Genomic DNA, 16,129 nt, shown 5'->3' with positions numbered 1-16,129 from the left:
ATAATTCGCAATTATTTTCTTAAAATAATTTTAATACTTCTTTTGTCGTCACAATCGTAGCAAACTCTTCATGTAAATTTACAAGTGTCATATTGTGAATATCTTCTGCACTATACTCCTTACCATCTAAACCTTTACGGTTAAAAGTAGCCGTTGCATCACTCACTAAATACGTTGTAAATCCTAAATTCCCTGCCATTCGTGTCGTAGTTTCCACGCAATGATTTGTCGTTAATCCTACAACCACTACTGCATTACATTTGTTCTTTCTTAATTGCTCTTCTAAATTTGTCCCAATGAACGCGCTGTTAACGAATTTCTGAATAACCACTTCACCAAGTAGTGGTTGCACTTCTTCTTTAAAGTTTACCGTTTCCGCTCTCTCATAAAACATTGACTGAGCATTTTCTTTATTTACATGTTGAATATGAAAAACTGGTCGTTTCCTTTTTCTCCATTCTTCTAATAAAATTCTCATGTTTTCTTCAGCAAAAATATTATTTCTCTCGCCCCAATCTGGTAATTGAAACGCCTTTTGTACATCGATTATGATAAGTGCTATTTGATTTGTCATCATTTCCCCTTAATTTGGCTGTAATTGAAATAGAAAACCAAGTTGTTGTGACGCAGTAATAAAGCAAACATAGGCGCAAAGCTCTACAATTTCTTTTTCTGTCCAATATTGTTTTAATACGTGAAACATAGTATCATCTATTGCTTTTCGGTCATGAACAAATGTATGCGCAAAAGTAACGGCTACGCCAATCTCCTCTGCCTTTTGCACATCATCAGGTCTTCCCTTTGCCATACAGTACGGACATTCATTCCCATACGCTAATGTTCTTCTCACTTGCTCCTTCAACTCTGCTGAAAGAGTTCCTTTATTGTACAGTGTATCTTCTAACGTACTCCACGAATGTAATATATCCGAATTATGCCCTAATAACTTTTGAAACTTTGTATCTCCTACATTTGATAATGAAATTCTCTCCATCATTTCCCCTCCTATTTCCTTCTGTTTTATTGTAAAATAAATAACGTTCACTTTACATTTCATATGAATCTTAATTTATATTTTTCCTTTACAAAAATCATTATTTTACTGGAGGTATATTTACAAATGCAATTAGACCGTGTTGATCGAAAAATTTTAAATGAATTATATAATGATAGTCGCCTTTCGATGCGTGAATTGGCGAAACGAGTAAACTTATCTGCTCCGTCTACTTCAGAACGTGTTCGTAAGCTCGAAAGCGAAGGTGTTATTCAAAAATACACAATCGATATTGATTATAAAAAGGCTGGACTCGTTTTAGATTGTATTTTAGAAATTACTTTAAAAAATGGTGATACAACACGTATGCAACAATTTATTCAGTCTTATCCATCTGCAAGTTTTTGTTACCGAGTAACAGGAAGCTTATGCTACATTGTAAAAATTTCTGTTCCTTCACTCGTTGAACTTGAAGAATTTATCAATGATGTTTCTTCATATGCAACGACCGTTTCTCATATCGTATTATCAGAAGTATCTCTTACTCCTGATATTGAACATATCTTCCCAGAAGATTAATTTATTTTTATTCATAAAATATAAAAAAACCCCTTACAATAAGAATAAAAATAATATATTATGTATTAAAATACATAAAGTTCGAGAAAGGGGCTTTACATTGAAAATCTGGTTTTATGAAAAAACGGCACAATTAGATGACTTGCTTGGTATTTGGGACAATGTTCCAACCATCCCGCGAATTGGTGAAAAAGTGGAGATTTTAAAGACGGTCCGCACTGTTACAGATATTAAATATGTAAAGAACGGTAATAATTTTCGAGTGGAAATTATTACAAATTAAAAAGTAGCTCCTTAGGAGCTACTTTTTAATTATCTACTATGTGCTTTCTTTATAACGATTTTATCTTCTTCTACAGATACTGTTACATAATCATTTTCTTCTAACCTAAGCTTATTTACAGCCTCATCTGGTAACTCTATGGCCATCAATCTATCGGTTACGATCACTTGACTATACACTTCATTCTCTTGTGATGCATTCACTACTTTTTGCTCATTTATAAAACGTACTGGTGGCACGCCAACTTCTTTTACTGTACGCCATTGTTTCCCAATATAAGGAATTAACCAAAGTAATCCGACAAGCGTAAGACCGATACCAATCCATAAATTACTTTGCGCTTGTAATTCAGTAATTGAGATTGTACCACTTTCTTCTCCACTGAAAAATTGTATACTTGTTGCAATCAAATTATTTAGAGCGTGCACAGCTATATTCGTCCATATATTTTTTGTCTTTATGTATAAAAGACACATAACCATACCAAACATGAACGCACCAATAACATCAAAATGTCCTAGGCCAAAAATAATTGAAGATATAATTACAGCTTTTTTAATTCCCCATTTATAAGCCATTCGCTGTAAGAAAAATCCCCTAAAAATAACCTCTTCCATAATAGGTGCTAACACACATGCTGAAATGAAAGTAAATATCGTCATATATACGTTACTCGTATTAATAACATTTCCGTCTTCTAGCATAGTAACTAAGAAATTCGGTAACGTATGTGCTAATATGTAAAATTGAATCTGAGATATGCCAACTGAAAAAATCATCCCCATTATCGTTGCTAATACAATTAATCCCCAAGGTAAACGTCCTGGCTTATCAAAAAAACTGTTGAATACAACATTATTTTTATTTGTTTTTACGTATAGCCAAAGTAACGGAAATACAAAAAATACAGTTATTTGTGAAATAACCTCCATCGTATTCTCAGAAACATTTGCTAGACCTAATGGGATCATTATAAGGAGCACCCCTATAATCATCCATCCAAAAAAGCTACGTAGCCTTATACGTGAAAATGCATAGTGCATATAAAACACCCCCAAAGATAGTAAAAATACAATAAAACTTTAATCAGTACTTTATAGGCAATCCTTTCCCTATAAATAGCAGGATAACTAAATTATAATATGAATATAGTTGAAACTCTTCCTATTTTTCTCAAATCATTTCAAACAGCATATCTCTTAAAATACCATATCGCTGTTCTTCAAGTTTCAATCTAAGTGAATTTTATGTAATAAAAATCCCCGTTTTTACAAGCGGGGATTTCTTTTATTATAATACGTCACGTTTTTGGAATAATGCACTTGATGCTACAAGTAATACAACAAAGTATGCAGCTATAAGTAATAATGAAGTTGTAAATGTAAATTCTGTAAATGTAGGTTCTACTCCCCCACTAATTAATTTATTGCTGTCGTAAGCTCTTAAATCCAAATGGCTGAATACTACAAACTTCGCTACACCTTTTGCAAACATCATTAATACCATGTTAATTGTACCTTGTAAGAATAATAGAAACATCGTAATAATTATTGGTAATACAGACTTTCTAAACACATTTGCTAAGAAAAATGCAAGTGTTGCAAAGAAAAATGGTGATAGCAGCTGATATAATATTGTTTTTAAAACAATTCCTAACGTTAATTCAGTTTTACTACCGTCCATTACAATTACACCAATAATCAAAGCAATTAACGTACTAGCAAATACGATAAATAACATCGTTAATAATACTGTAATATATTTAGAAAATAAAATTGTCATTCGTTTTCTTGGACGAATTAATAATTGCTTAATCGTTCCTTTTTGGAATTCATCTGTAATTGTACGAGAAGCTATTGTAATTCCAAAGATCGTTGTGAATATCATAATTAAGCCGATATTTGAACTCGCAAAATCTAAGTAAGATCCACTTAAGCTACCAGCGTCGCCCCATTTCGCCAATACTACTGTTCCTAAAATCTCCAATAAAGCAATTACACCTATTAAAATATACATACCTTTTTTCGCATGCAACTTTAAAAATTCATTTTGAATTAATTTAAACATTACGCTTTCACTCCCCCAGTAATCGCTAAGAACTCATCCTCTAACGTTTTATTTTGAACAGTAACTCCGTATACAAGCACATCAGCATGAACAAGTTTTTTTACAAGTTGCGGAATGTTGTCTTTTGTTACAGATGCTACAATTACATTCCCTTTTGCTTTGCCTTTAATGATTTCATTCGCTTTCTGAACTTCATCTACTTCAAACGCTACAACGACTGCCTCATCATGTTTCACTTTTTCATGTAAGTTGTACTCTTGAACAAACTCACCTTGTTTAATAATAACGACGCGATCACACATTAATTCAATTTCACTCAATAAGTGACTTGATACGATTACAGCAATATTCTCTTCTTTCGCTAAACGTTGTAAATAATCACGAATTTGGCGAATACCAGCTGGATCTAATCCATTTGTCGGCTCATCTAAAATTAAGATTTTCGGCTGATGAAGTAATGCTTGTGCAATTCCTAAACGTTGTTTCATACCAAGTGAATATGTTTTCACCTTTTTATGAATCGCATGCTCTAATTCAACAAGCTTTATAATCTCAGCAATGCGCTCTTTACTAATTGGTGTAATGGCCATGTTCGCAAAATGCTTTAAGTTTTGCATTCCTGTCATATAATCATATAGTTCAGGATTTTCTACAATCGCTCCAATTTGCTCTAGCGCCTTTTCACGCTCCGAGCGAATACTATGTCCACAAATTGTAATATCGCCCTCTGTCATTGAAATAAGACCTGTCATCATACGGATCGTCGTCGTCTTACCGCTACCGTTCGGCCCAAGGAATCCGTATACTTCTCCTTCACGAACCTCAAATGATAAACCACGAATAATTTCCGTTCCACCAATCTTTTTTCGAACATTCTCTAACTTTACTACTACGTTTCCCAATGCTGATTCCTCCTTTAGACTTCTAGTTTTTTATCGATAATATAAGCAATTACATATATTATTAGAGCACTAACCATTACCATGAAACTTATATTAAAAATGTTAAATCCATTTTCTTGAAACATATTAATAAACAAACTCTTGCTTTCACTATGATATTCTACTCTTCGTAATACTTGGAAAGCTGGAGCTAATTTTCCTAGCAAGGTTGTCGCTAAAGTAATCGCTATATTTATTACTAGAAAAATAATAACAATTAGTATATTTTGCGCCTTTTTCTTTTTCGTAAGTAACTTAACTAGAGTAATTACTAATATAATTTGTAACACACTAAACAAAAACTCAAATAAATCACTTATCATATATATTAAATTATTAATTATGCCTACTTGCATAATCTCTTTTGCCTCTACATATACAGAAGTCGTAGGAAAAGCTAATACATAACTTACGTAGAAAAGAATTCCACATATCCCATACCATATAGCCATTGCAATAAATGAGAAAATAAGCATAGAAATTACATATTGTTTCCCAGATATTGCTGTAAGTCGTAACATTGGATTAGTCAGTAAGCGTGAATATGATTTCATTGTTTGTATAAACATATAAACAATATAAAAGAAAAATATAATCATAATGATTCCAAATATGCCCTCTTGTCTACTGATAGCCGCATCACTTTTTCTTACAATCATTTGTGAAAATAACACAGCTTCAATTAGCACAAAGAGTAAAAAAGTAACAATATATCTTTTCTTATTTACATTCCATAAATAGGAAAGTACTGACTTCACTTACTAAACACCTCCTTAAAAAATTCATGAACTGCTTTTCCTCTCTGAAAACGAATTTCTTCTACATTTTCATATAGAACCATTTCTCCATCTTTTAAAAAGATCACTTCATCAAAAATATTTTCAATTTCATTTATTAAGTGAGTGGAAATTAATATCGTACAATCTTCCCTATAGAACTGTAGAATTAGATCCAATACATGTTCTCTAGAAAGAGGATCAATCCCGCCCAATGGCTCATCCAGTACATATAGCTTCGCTTCTCGAGAAAACGTTAAAATAATCTGCAGCTTCTCAACCATACCTTTTGACAATGCTGTAATTTTTTCTTCTAACGGTATTTTAAATTCTGCAATCGTATCTACTGCTTTTTGAATATCGAAGTCTTTATAAAAATCTCGGTAAAAAAATAAAGCATCTTTTACAGTCATCCAATCATCAAAGACTGGCTTATCGGACATAAATGAAACGATTTCTTTCGACTGTAACCCTACCTTTTTACCATCTATTGTAATCCTACCTTCAGAAGGATATTGCAAGCCTGCAATCATTTTCAATAACGTCGTTTTCCCGCTCCCGTTATCTCCAACAAGCCCAACGATTTTCCCTTCCGTAATCTCTATGTTTAATTCACGGATCACTGCTTTTAATCCATATCTCTTCCATAAGTTTTCTATTTTTAATAGCTTTGTCATTGGCTCTCCTCCCTCTTATCATGTAATGAAGAACGAAGAATTGTAAGAATTTCTTCTTCTGAAAAACCTAAATTGTCCATTCCATCTATAAAAGAATGAAGTAATTCTTTCGCCATCTCTTTTCGCAGCTCCATAATTTTCTCCCCTTCATTCGTTACATACCGTCCCATTCCTCTACGTGTTACAACAACTCCATCCCGTTCTAGCTCTTGAAATGTACGCTGAATCGTATTTGGATTCACTTGTAATTCACTCGCTAATTCACGGACAGAGGGAATTTTATCACCAGGCAATAAATGTCCTGTTACGATCTCTTTTTTTATGTATTCCATTACCTGAATGTAAATTGGTGTATTTGGAGAAAACTCTATTTTCATTTCTTCCCTCCTTTCGTATCGGTGTACTAGTTAAATAATACACCGATACAAAAGGTTTGTAAATACCCATTTAATTACAAAAAAGTTCTATCCGTTAAACGAATAGAACTTCCCAATATAAATCGCTATACAAAATAATAGTGTTATGTAAACAAAATTATAAAGAAAAACTGTCTTATCAATGAATAAGACAGTTTTTCTTTATAATCCTATATTAAAAGTTAAACACGAAGTCATCGTCAGCTAACTTTTCAACGTTCGTTGCTTTTACGTAACCATTTCCTTTTACAGAGAAGAAATCATGGTTTTTCGTATCTGTACGTAAACCATTTAAAACGATTGGGTTAATTTCTTCTTCTTCAAACTTCGGCTCAAGTCCTAAGTTCATAAGCCCTTTATTTGCATTGTAACGAACGAAACGATTTACATCTTCTACAAGACCGATAGAAGTGTAAATTTCTTCTGTATAGGCCATTTCAATTTCATATAGTTCCATTAATAACTCTTGTGTTTCTTTTTGCACTTCTTGTTGCTCTTCTGCAGAAAGTTCTGCGAAGATTTGTTGTGCTAAAATACCGACGAATACGCCGTGAATTGACTCATCACGAATTATCAAGTTGATAATCTCACCACTTGCTGTTAGTTTTCCTTGACCAGCTAAGTAAAGTGGATAGAAGAATCCGCTATAGAATAAGTAACTTTCTAAGAACACACTTGCTACCATTGCCATGTATAACTCTTTTTTTGTTACTTCAGGCTTTAATAAACGACGATAGTAACCAGTAATAATACCAGCTTTTTTCTCAAGTAACGGATGATTGTCTACCCAGTCAAAAATATCATCAATCTCTTCTTCTGTAGCTAACGTTGTGAAAATGTGACTATAACTTTTCGCATGTACTTCTTCCATAGCTCCCATGAAAGCTAATACACTTTTCGCTTGTAAATTTTCAAGATGAACAAGTACAAGTGGCATTCCTTCGCCACCTTGTTTCGTATCTAAAAGTGTTAAACCACCTAATACACGCTTATAAGCAATTTGCTCTTCTTTCGATAATTGCACCCAAGTATTTTTGTCAGACGAAACCGCAATTTCTTCTTCTGTCCAAAACTGAGCGATGTTTTGCTTCCAAAACATTAAACTAAAATCATCTTCTTTTTTGTTCCAGTTTACCGCACGCATTAAATCGCCCCTTCTCTAAATATGATAACTAAGCATGAGCAGGGTTCAGAAAACCCTGCTCATCATGTCTCACTTTTTATATTAAACGGTACAAGCCACACACTCTTCCACGCTTAATTTACGTGTTCTCGTATAATACAGACTCTTTAAGCCTTTTTTATGTGCATAGATGTAGTAACGTGCTAATTCACGTGTTGAAATATCACTATTAACGTAAAGAATTGTACTAATTCCTTGGTCAATATGTTCTTGAATTTCTGCGATTAAATCAATTAATTTAAACTGATTCATATCGTAAGAAGATTTATAGTACCAGAACGTATCTTTTGATAAATACGGCATTGGATAATATGTTGTCGCGTTCGCATATGTTCTTGATTCGATTTGACTTACGATCGGCATTACGCTTGAAGTTGCATTTTGAACGTAACTGATTGATTGTGTTGGAGCAATGGCAAGACGATATGAGTTGTATAAACCATTCTTTTGCACTTGCTCTTTTAAACTTGTCCAATCTTCTTTTGTTGGAATATGAATTCCTTCAAATAGTTGCTGAACTTTTTCAGTTACTGGGCTGTAATCTGTCGTTTCATACTTTTCAAAGTATGTGCCATTCGCATAATCAGATTTATCGAAGTCTTTAAATGTCTCGCCTTTTTCTGTAGCGATTTCCATACTTTTCTCAATAGAATAGTAATTTAACATCATAAAGAATGTACGAGCGAATTCTTTCGCTTCTGCACTTTCATAAGCGATTTTATTTTTTGCTAAATATCCGTGTAAGTTCATTGCTCCAAGTCCAACTGAATGAAGCTCGTCATTCGCTTTTTTCACAGTTGGTGCATTCGGAATAATCGTCATATCAGAAACAGCTGTTAAAGCTTCCATTCCCGCATGAACTGCTTCACGAATTTCTTTATTTTCCATTACGTTTACGATATTTAACGATCCTAAGTTACAGTTAATATCACGACGGATAATGTCATCTGTACCGTAATCATTTATTTCTGAAGTTTCTTGAAGCTGGAAGATTTCTGTACATAAGTTCGACATCTTCACAGTTCCAATATCCTTCAATGGATGTTGATTATTTGCATTTGATTTAAACATTAAGTATGGGTAACCAGACTCAAGCTGAATCATGGCGATTTTAATAAGCATATCACGTGCACTAATATCTAGCGGCTTCTTCTTCACTTTCGGATTGCTCATTAATTCATCGTACATTTCATCAATGTCAATATCATCTAAATGCTTGCCATATTCTTTATAAACCGTATAAGGCGCGAAAACGTGGAAAGGTTCGTTTTTCTCAGCAAGCTCAAAGAACTTACTTGGAACGATAATTCCGATTGATAGAGACTGAATACGGCTCTTCTCATCGGCATTTATTTTTTTTGTATCAAGGAATTCAATAATATCCCAATGGAAAATGTTTAAATATACTGCACCGGCACCTTTTCGTTGGCCAAGCTGATTCGCATATGAAAACGAATCTTCAAGCAATTTCATAACAGGTACTACACCACTTGCAGCGTTGTCGATACCTTTAATTTGCTCACCACGTGCGCGTAGCTTAGATAAGTTTAAAGCTACTCCCCCGCCGATTTTTGATAATTGCATCGCAGTATTAATGTTAAAGCCGATTGAATTTAAACTATCGTCCATCTCTAACAAGAAACAAGACACCATTTCTCCTCTTCTGCTTCTTCCCGCATTTAAAAAGGTTGGTGTCGCTGGTTGGTAGTTTTGTTTTACAATCATGCTTGCGAATTGTCTTGCTTTCGAAACATCACCGCGTCCTAAGTATAATGAAACAATTGCTACACGATCTTCATAGCTTTCTAAGTATTGTTTTTGATCATTCGTTTTTAACGCATAATCTTTGTAGAACTTAGATGCTGCCATATAAGATTGGAACTCGAAGTTTTCACCATAAGCGATGTTATATACTTCCTCTACTTCCTCCAAGCTATACTCGTCCAGAACGTTGTAATAGTAATCATGTTCTTTCATATACTCCATTCGCTCTGCCACGCTATTAAAAGGAACGGTATTCTCTCTAGCTTCTTCCATAAAGACTTCTAATGCCTCTTTATCTTTATGAAGCTGATAAAAACCGTCCTGCATTTGCGTGATTTCATTATTCAGTTCAATGTGTCGCAATCTCCCGCACCCTTTCCTTAAAATATTCTACATCGTTATTTGTTCCAGATAACTCAAATTTTGATACAATAGGCACTTCATATTTAGTAGAAATCTTGTCAGCACTTGCACCGAACATGTCTCCCCAGTTACGATTGCCGCTTGCAGATACGCCTTTTAATTTTTCATTATTGCGCTCTAAAAAGTCTAAAACACGTTCTGGTACATTGCCAAAACCTGTTGTATACGTAATAAGAATAAAGTCTTCATCTATTACTAGATCTTCATCAATTTGAACGGCCGGCATATTTAATTTGTGAATGAAACGCTTCACGTTTCCTGTCATAGAATCATATGCAACTAACATTTCCGACCCTCCCTCTCAAATCTATATTCTCTATATGTTGTTCTTGATTTCTCTATATATTGTATTACGTTTCAAAATAAGACACAAGATATATGTATAAATTCTTTCTTTTTTTAACTTTTACTTTTCGACATGATAGCCGTTTTTTTTCAATACAATGACTATGAAACAACATTCTAAAACTCATGTCAATAAAGTGCTTTTCAAAAAAGTTGTCAACGAATTTAACCTTATTTTTAAAAAAGTTAACAATATATTTTGTCATAAAACGGTAGATGCTGAAGAAATATATTTCTCCAGCATCACGCAAAAAAGAACAGATATGAAACTATAATCTGCTCTAAAAAAAGATTACATTTATCAAATTTACCTTATTAAATATATTATACATATACTTTCGTTTCTCGTTACATACTAAAAGATAACTATTATAGAAAAAGATTATTATTATGGAACTTCAATTTATTTATGAAAAGTTTATTCAGATTGCTCAATGCGCAAAATATCTTTTACAAATATATGATGCGGATTTTCATCTTTATCAATCATTGTACATACAGGAGCCTCTTCATCAAAGTATACAATCATTCCTTCTACGTACTGATATGTATGTTGAACTTGTACAGTTACTTTAATTTCTACTGCTTCTTCATATGCTCTTTTTATTTTCTGAAGCATTTTTGCTGAACATTTTCTTTTCTCTGGATACATAACCATTCCCATAAATCGATTGCCGGCTCTATCTTTCCACATATAATCCCAATGTGGTAAAATGCCTTGTTTAAAATCGCCCATAATTCCCCTCTCCTTTATCTTTTATTTATCCCGCATTAAACGTCCGATTGGTGAAGGCTACTAATCAGTGAGAGATGCCCTGCTGATCAAAATTCCCCTTTATGAACGTGGCGTTTCTGAATATGTATAAATCACTTGCCCGCCTCGCTGTGCGTTACCAATGAAATGTTTAAAGTCTTCTCGATTTACTAAAACTTCTCTGAACGTATAAAATACATCTTTCGTAACAACATACTCCTTTATTTCACCATTTTTCAGCTGATCCAAAATTGTATTTGCTAATTCTTTATCCATGTATTTCACCTCTATGCAATATTTTATTTTATCTTATATTCTATAGGTCAACAACTGTAAAATTATCCAGATGCTATACCTTCATTTCATTTTCATTATTTTTCAAAAGATATCTCTTTAGTATATGTCCACTAAATATCATATACTAACATAGCTACTTCTCTATATCAAACATTTCGACATTCAATTATGCAAAGTTTCACACCGCTATGCTACAATATATGAATAGAACTAGGAGGGATACTATGATTCGGAAAGCAAAAAAGACAGATGCGAAACTGGTAGCACCTTTATTGTATAACGCTCTGCACGAAATTGCTGAAAAAATCACAGGTAGCACAGTTGAGACAGAAGTATTACTAGGACTTGAAACATGGTTCTCAAAAAAGAAAAATCGACTGAGCTATGAAAACTGTTTTGTATATGAGCAAGACGGGGGTGCAGTTGGAGTTATTGTCGCTTATCACGGTAGTGAAGCAACACAGCTTGACGCACCAATTGTACATCACTTAAGAGAATTACATAAAGATGAATCAATTACGTTAGAAAAAGAAGCTGAGCTTGATGAGTATTACATTGATACATTATCAGTTTCAAGTGCACACGGCGGAAAAGGTATCGGTTCTAAATTAATTGAAGCTGCCGAAATCTATGCAACTGAAAAAGGGCATGAAAAAATCGCTTTACTTGTTAATTTAGAAAACACACGCGCCTATTCATTATACGAAAAGTTAGGTTATAAAAAAGATGAAATTGTTATGCTAGTAGGCGAACCTTATGCTCATCTCGTAAAACCATTAAACGTCAAAATTTCTATATCTTAAAAAGAAAGCACACGATTTATATAAATCGTGTGCTTTTATGTTAAATTCGTATTTAATATATTTCCATCCATCGCCTCGTGAAACGTATATGTTGTACATCCCCATGGCTTTCTATGCAAAATAGGAGAACCAGACCATCCCATTGCCCTCAGCTCCGCTCCAATCATCGAATTAAAATAATTATGACCTACAAGAGCAATACTTCCATGTACGAGAGCATAACGATGTAACAGGTAAGCCGCTTGCCTTGCCCTCTCTCTTACTTCCTTATAGGACTCAACACCTTTATGGTAGCCAAGTATCCATAATGTTCGTCCAATGAACATCCATACCTTAATTTTGCATTTCAACCACTTCGGAGCAAAAAAGCATGAAGGAACTTCAGCTTCTCTAAAAAGAGAATTTTGCATAAAAGATAAAGAATCCGTTAATTCAGCTGCTGATTGTACAGCACGCCTTTGATCACTTGTTAAGACAAATTTCGCTGCTTCAATTGCCTCTATTGTTTCTATCGGCATTTTAGCTTTTTGTATCATTGACTCGGAATCATACTGTTTCATCCATTCGTGAAATGAAGTAATTGTCATCGGTTCTCTTATACGACCTAAACAACCATGACGAATAAAAGAAATCTTCATTCTCTTCACTCTCCATTCATCACTTACGAACTTTATTATGCACTAGTTCTAAACATCATACCACGCAAGAAAATAAAGTTATATACCTTTACATCTCCCCACCACTATCATGTGTTATCGAAGCATGGATACCATCCATCCCATCAAAATATGTACTCGTATCATATTGACGAATCTTTTTTAAATGCATATAAGAAAATAAAAATAAAATTAAAGCTATAACACTCCCCACAAATTCAAACATCATTTTACCGCCTCTAATTTCTCCCACTTCAGTAGGTTATTCTACTTTTTCATTATACCTCGATATAAAGATTCCCGCATTTTCGCTATTTTTTTCAAATAACATGGATTTTTTACATATTTTCTTACAAAAAGTGAATATTTTTCGATTTTTTACTTTGGAAACATTTACAAAGTAGGAAATATGGTTCAAAATAGGAGGAAATAAAAAAACCCAAATTTATTCTTTTTTTGGGAAAACTGTAACAAGGAGAGTTGCTTATGCAGATCGCAGAAACTGGAGATATCATCGAATTTAAAGGTGGAATGCAAGGCCGTGTTCAAAAAGTAAATCAAAACTCTGTTATTGTTGATATAACAATTATGAAGAATTTTAGAGAACTAGATATGGAACCTCTTACAGTTGTAAGTCATAAAAACTATACTGTCATTAATCAAAATGCATAATATAATAGAAAGAAAGGGCCTGTATAGTATACAGGCCCTTTCTTTCTATTAACGATTATCAATTGTTTCCGGATATAGATCGTGGTTCATCATGCGGTAGTCAGCCATTTGTTCATACTTCGTCCCTGGGCGACCGTAGTTGCAGTATGGATCAATTGAAATGCCACCACGTGGTGTGAATTTCCCCCATACCTCAATGTAACGTGGATCCATTAATTTAATTAAGTCGTTCATAATAACGTTCATGCAATCTTCGTGGAAATCACCATGATTGCGGAAACTAAATAAATACAACTTTAAAGATTTACTCTCTACCATTTTTTGCTCTGGAATATAGCTAATATAAATTGTTGCAAAATCTGGTTGTCCTGTTTTCGGGCATAAACTTGTAAATTCAGGACAATTGAATTTTACAAAATAATCACGGTTTGGATGATTATTATCAAATACCTCTAATATTTCTGGGCTATATTCAAATAAATATTTTGTATTTTGATTTCCTAATAATGTTACATCTTTTAAATCTTCATCTAATCTTCCTGCCATTTTTAAACATCCCTTCTCATTATACACCGCGTTTATTTCCCCATACTAACGCATGAAGTTGAGGCAATACTTTTGCATCATTCATCTCTTTACAATTTACAGCTTTATCAATCAGCCACTCATACTTATCTAATAATTTTTTAATAAGCATCGCATCATCCACTGTTTTTGTATCATCGTTTCCTACTTGCAAGAAAAATGGTACCTTTGGATAACGTTCGTGCATCTTAACTGCATATTCAAAATCATAATCATCGAATACTACTACTTTTAAACTAATATCTTTTCCTGCTAGTTTCTGAATCATAGCATCTAACTTCTGAAAATCTGTTTTCATCGTCGAACTTGGTGGTTTTGGCGAAATTGTTACCTCATCAATTTCAAGTAACCAATCTTGCCACTTACTCCCTTGTGTTTCAATTGCCGTTCGCATTCCATTTTCTTTTAATATAGAAAGAAGAAACTCAATATTTTTCAGTAATGCCGGATTTCCACCTGAAATCGTAACATGAGAAAAATTTTCTCCTCCAATTGCAACAAGCTCACTCCAAATATCTTCTGCTGTCATCTGTCTAATTTGATCTTTAGCTGATCCATCCCACGTAAAAGCAGAATCACACCAAGCGCAGCTATAATCACAACCAGCTGTACGGATAAACATTGTCTTTTGCCCTACAACCATTCCTTCACCTTGAATAGTCGGACCGAATATTTCTAAGACAGGGATTTTACTCATCGAGCATCCACTCCCGTCTTACTTCCGCATAACTAGTCGGTGTCTCAAATAGACGAACGAATTCAACGCGAGCTCCCTTATATTCGTTCACACGATTCTCTTTTGTTAGTGCTTCTGCCATCTTTTCATAAATCCAAACGACCATATTTTCAGCAGTCGTATTCATTGCTGGTAACGTTTCGTTTAAATAACGATGATCTAAATGAATTTCTATTTCATTTTTCCAAATTTCTTTTATATCTCCAAAGTCAATTGCAAGACCTATTTCATTTACATATCCACTAATTCCAAATACAACTTTATATGTGTGACCATGTAAGTTTTTACATTTCCCTTCATAACAGTGTAAATGGTGTGCTGCATCAAATGTAAATTCCTTACTGACCATTACTCTTTTATTATGATATTTGAGTTGTTTACGCTGAATATCCTTGTCCATTTTTTGCAAATTCTCTACGATGCGAAATCCAAAAAAGTTATCCATTAGTTGTTCGCTCCTTCGCGTTCTTGCAGATACGTATCTAATCCTGCTTTACGAAGTTGACATGCTGGACATTCACCGCAACCATCACCAATGATTCCGTTATAACATGTTAATGTTTTTTCTCGAACAAACTCAAATGCTCCAAGTTCATCTGATAATTTCCATGTTTCAGCTTTATCAATCCACATAAGTGGCGTGTGAATGACAAACGGATAATCCATAGATAAATTTAATGTAACATTTAACGATTTCACAAACACGTCACGGCAGTCTGGATAACCGCTGAAATCAGTTTCACATACACCCGTTACAATATGACGTGCTCCCACTTGTTTTGCTAATACAGCAGCAAATGATAAGAAGAGTAAATTTCGTCCATCTACAAATGTCGATGGCAATTCACCTTCTTCATGTGTAATCTCCATATCCGTTCTCGTTAACGCATTTGGAGCAAGTTGATTTAATAGACTCATATCTAGTACCGTATGCTTTATTCCTAGCTCTTTCGCAATTTCCGCTGCACAATCAATTTCTAGCTTATGACGTTGATTGTAATTAAACGTTACAGCTTCTACCTCTGCAAACTGCTCTATTGCCCAAAATAAACATGTTGTACTATCTTGTCCTCCACTAAAAACAACAACTGCTTTTTCTTTTTTCATTTCACTCATTCTCCTTCTCTACTATAAATAAGAAGAAAGAACGTTCTTGAACTGTCACAATAAAAAAACAA

Annotated in this window: 23 protein-coding genes; 4 read left to right on the top strand and 19 right to left on the bottom strand. The window is 33.8% G+C overall.

The features are described 5' to 3' along the window. Positions 1-19: 19 nt before the first annotated feature. Together ACTFRH_RS03265 and ACTFRH_RS03260 are read right to left on the bottom strand one after the other, a co-directional pair. Complete coding sequence (locus ACTFRH_RS03265; protein ID WP_000184437.1) at positions 20-574, bottom strand: cysteine hydrolase family protein; 555 nt, start codon at positions 572-574, stop codon at positions 20-22. 9 nt (positions 575-583) lie between these two features. Next, positions 584-994 carry a carboxymuconolactone decarboxylase family protein gene (locus tag ACTFRH_RS03260; RefSeq protein ID WP_000439757.1) on the bottom strand — a complete coding sequence of 137 codons (411 nt, stop codon included), beginning with the start codon at positions 992-994 and terminating at the stop codon, positions 584-586. Positions 995-1,120: 126 nt separating this feature from the next. Here ACTFRH_RS03260 and ACTFRH_RS03255 point away from each other — a divergent pair, with 126 nt between their 5' ends. Together ACTFRH_RS03255 and ACTFRH_RS03250 are read left to right on the top strand one after the other, a co-directional pair. Beyond that, positions 1,121-1,573 carry an Lrp/AsnC family transcriptional regulator gene (locus ACTFRH_RS03255; RefSeq protein ID WP_001175505.1) on the top strand — a complete coding sequence of 151 codons (453 nt, stop codon included), beginning with the start codon at positions 1,121-1,123 and terminating at the stop codon, positions 1,571-1,573. A gap of 100 nt (positions 1,574-1,673) precedes the next feature. Then, a complete protein-coding gene (locus ACTFRH_RS03250) occupies positions 1,674-1,856 on the top strand; it encodes a DUF3913 family protein (RefSeq protein WP_000707107.1) in 183 nt (60 codons plus the stop codon). Between the two features lie 29 nt (positions 1,857-1,885). Here the strand turns inward: ACTFRH_RS03250 and ACTFRH_RS03245 are convergent, their stop codons facing one another. The 11 genes from ACTFRH_RS03245 to ACTFRH_RS03195 all read right to left on the bottom strand — a co-directional run bounded on the left by ACTFRH_RS03245 (position 1,886) and on the right by ACTFRH_RS03195 (position 11,478). Beyond that, positions 1,886-2,899, bottom strand: coding sequence for a CPBP family intramembrane glutamic endopeptidase (locus tag ACTFRH_RS03245; protein ID WP_000558820.1), 1,014 nt, complete (start codon positions 2,897-2,899; stop codon positions 1,886-1,888). Between the two features lie 247 nt (positions 2,900-3,146). Beyond that, positions 3,147-3,923 (bottom strand): ABC transporter permease, encoded by a 777-nt coding sequence (locus ACTFRH_RS03240; protein WP_000475437.1) that lies wholly within the window; start codon positions 3,921-3,923, stop codon positions 3,147-3,149. Further along, the gene (locus ACTFRH_RS03235; RefSeq protein ID WP_000528786.1) at positions 3,923-4,825 is read right to left on the bottom strand and encodes an ABC transporter ATP-binding protein; all 903 of its coding nucleotides are present in this window, start codon (positions 4,823-4,825) and stop codon (positions 3,923-3,925) included. The genes ACTFRH_RS03240 and ACTFRH_RS03235 overlap by 1 nt, the downstream gene beginning before the upstream one ends. A 14-nt stretch (positions 4,826-4,839) precedes the next feature. Beyond that, the gene (locus tag ACTFRH_RS03230) at positions 4,840-5,622 is read right to left on the bottom strand and encodes a hypothetical protein (protein WP_000843923.1); all 783 of its coding nucleotides are present in this window, start codon (positions 5,620-5,622) and stop codon (positions 4,840-4,842) included. Beyond that, a complete protein-coding gene (locus tag ACTFRH_RS03225; protein ID WP_000163898.1) occupies positions 5,619-6,317 on the bottom strand; it encodes an ABC transporter ATP-binding protein in 699 nt (232 codons plus the stop codon). Before ACTFRH_RS03225 ends, ACTFRH_RS03230 begins: the two co-directional genes overlap by 4 nt. Next, positions 6,314-6,694: a GntR family transcriptional regulator gene (locus ACTFRH_RS03220; protein WP_000687512.1), complete on the bottom strand. Its 381-nt coding sequence runs from the start codon at positions 6,692-6,694 to the stop codon at positions 6,314-6,316. The genes ACTFRH_RS03225 and ACTFRH_RS03220 overlap by 4 nt, the downstream gene beginning before the upstream one ends. 214 nt (positions 6,695-6,908) lie before the next feature. Beyond that, a complete protein-coding gene (gene nrdF / locus ACTFRH_RS03215) occupies positions 6,909-7,877 on the bottom strand; it encodes a class 1b ribonucleoside-diphosphate reductase subunit beta (RefSeq protein ID WP_001203025.1) in 969 nt (322 codons plus the stop codon). 81 nt (positions 7,878-7,958) lie between these two features. Next, the gene (gene nrdE, locus ACTFRH_RS03210) at positions 7,959-10,043 is read right to left on the bottom strand and encodes a class 1b ribonucleoside-diphosphate reductase subunit alpha (protein WP_001215839.1); all 2,085 of its coding nucleotides are present in this window, start codon (positions 10,041-10,043) and stop codon (positions 7,959-7,961) included. Beyond that, on the bottom strand, positions 10,030-10,389 hold the full coding sequence (gene nrdI, locus ACTFRH_RS03205; protein ID WP_000959447.1) for a class Ib ribonucleoside-diphosphate reductase assembly flavoprotein NrdI: 360 nt from the start codon (positions 10,387-10,389) through the stop codon (positions 10,030-10,032). Before nrdI ends, nrdE begins: the two co-directional genes overlap by 14 nt. Positions 10,390-10,866: 477 nt before the next feature. Beyond that, on the bottom strand, positions 10,867-11,184 hold the full coding sequence (locus tag ACTFRH_RS03200) for a hypothetical protein (protein ID WP_000502202.1): 318 nt from the start codon (positions 11,182-11,184) through the stop codon (positions 10,867-10,869). A gap of 99 nt (positions 11,185-11,283) precedes the next feature. Continuing rightward, entirely contained in the window at positions 11,284-11,478 is a 195-nt protein-coding gene (locus ACTFRH_RS03195) for a hypothetical protein (RefSeq protein ID WP_000356683.1), read from the bottom strand. A 245-nt stretch (positions 11,479-11,723) separates the two neighbouring features. Here ACTFRH_RS03195 and ACTFRH_RS03190 point away from each other — a divergent pair, with 245 nt between their 5' ends. After that, positions 11,724-12,302 carry a GNAT family N-acetyltransferase gene (locus ACTFRH_RS03190; RefSeq protein WP_000619539.1) on the top strand — a complete coding sequence of 193 codons (579 nt, stop codon included), beginning with the start codon at positions 11,724-11,726 and terminating at the stop codon, positions 12,300-12,302. Between the two features lie 35 nt (positions 12,303-12,337). Here the strand turns inward: ACTFRH_RS03190 and ACTFRH_RS03185 are convergent, their stop codons facing one another. After that, positions 12,338-12,940, bottom strand: coding sequence for a hypothetical protein (locus ACTFRH_RS03185; RefSeq protein WP_000703095.1), 603 nt, complete (start codon positions 12,938-12,940; stop codon positions 12,338-12,340). A gap of 88 nt (positions 12,941-13,028) precedes the next feature. Next, a complete protein-coding gene (locus tag ACTFRH_RS03180; protein ID WP_002004691.1) occupies positions 13,029-13,211 on the bottom strand; it encodes a hypothetical protein in 183 nt (60 codons plus the stop codon). A gap of 233 nt (positions 13,212-13,444) precedes the next feature. On the opposite strand from ACTFRH_RS03180, the gene ACTFRH_RS03175 reads away from it, so the two are divergent. Further along, positions 13,445-13,630 (top strand): YkvS family protein, encoded by a 186-nt coding sequence (locus ACTFRH_RS03175; protein ID WP_001165082.1) that lies wholly within the window; start codon positions 13,445-13,447, stop codon positions 13,628-13,630. A gap of 48 nt (positions 13,631-13,678) precedes the next feature. On the opposite strand, the gene queF is transcribed toward ACTFRH_RS03175, so the two are convergent. The 4 genes from queF to queC are packed head-to-tail and all read right to left on the bottom strand — an operon-like array spanning position 13,679 to position 16,058. After that, a complete protein-coding gene (gene queF, locus ACTFRH_RS03170; protein ID WP_002163902.1) occupies positions 13,679-14,176 on the bottom strand; it encodes a preQ(1) synthase in 498 nt (165 codons plus the stop codon). A 19-nt stretch (positions 14,177-14,195) separates the two neighbouring features. Beyond that, positions 14,196-14,912 (bottom strand): 7-carboxy-7-deazaguanine synthase QueE, encoded by a 717-nt coding sequence (queE, locus tag ACTFRH_RS03165; protein ID WP_000036275.1) that lies wholly within the window; start codon positions 14,910-14,912, stop codon positions 14,196-14,198. Continuing rightward, positions 14,905-15,396, bottom strand: coding sequence for a 6-carboxytetrahydropterin synthase QueD (queD, locus tag ACTFRH_RS03160; protein WP_000368409.1), 492 nt, complete (start codon positions 15,394-15,396; stop codon positions 14,905-14,907). The genes queE and queD overlap by 8 nt, the downstream gene beginning before the upstream one ends. Further along, positions 15,396-16,058 carry a 7-cyano-7-deazaguanine synthase QueC gene (queC, locus tag ACTFRH_RS03155; RefSeq protein ID WP_000711595.1) on the bottom strand — a complete coding sequence of 221 codons (663 nt, stop codon included), beginning with the start codon at positions 16,056-16,058 and terminating at the stop codon, positions 15,396-15,398. Before queC ends, queD begins: the two co-directional genes overlap by 1 nt. Positions 16,059-16,129 lie beyond the last annotated feature (71 nt).

Source organism: Bacillus cereus group sp. MYBK216-1, assembly GCF_051916495.1.
In the GTDB taxonomy this organism is placed as follows: Bacteria; Bacillota; Bacilli; order Bacillales; family Bacillaceae_G; genus Bacillus_A; species Bacillus_A thuringiensis_K.
Note: the sequence above shows the minus strand (reverse complement) of the source record. Positions and strands in the feature narration are given on the sequence as shown.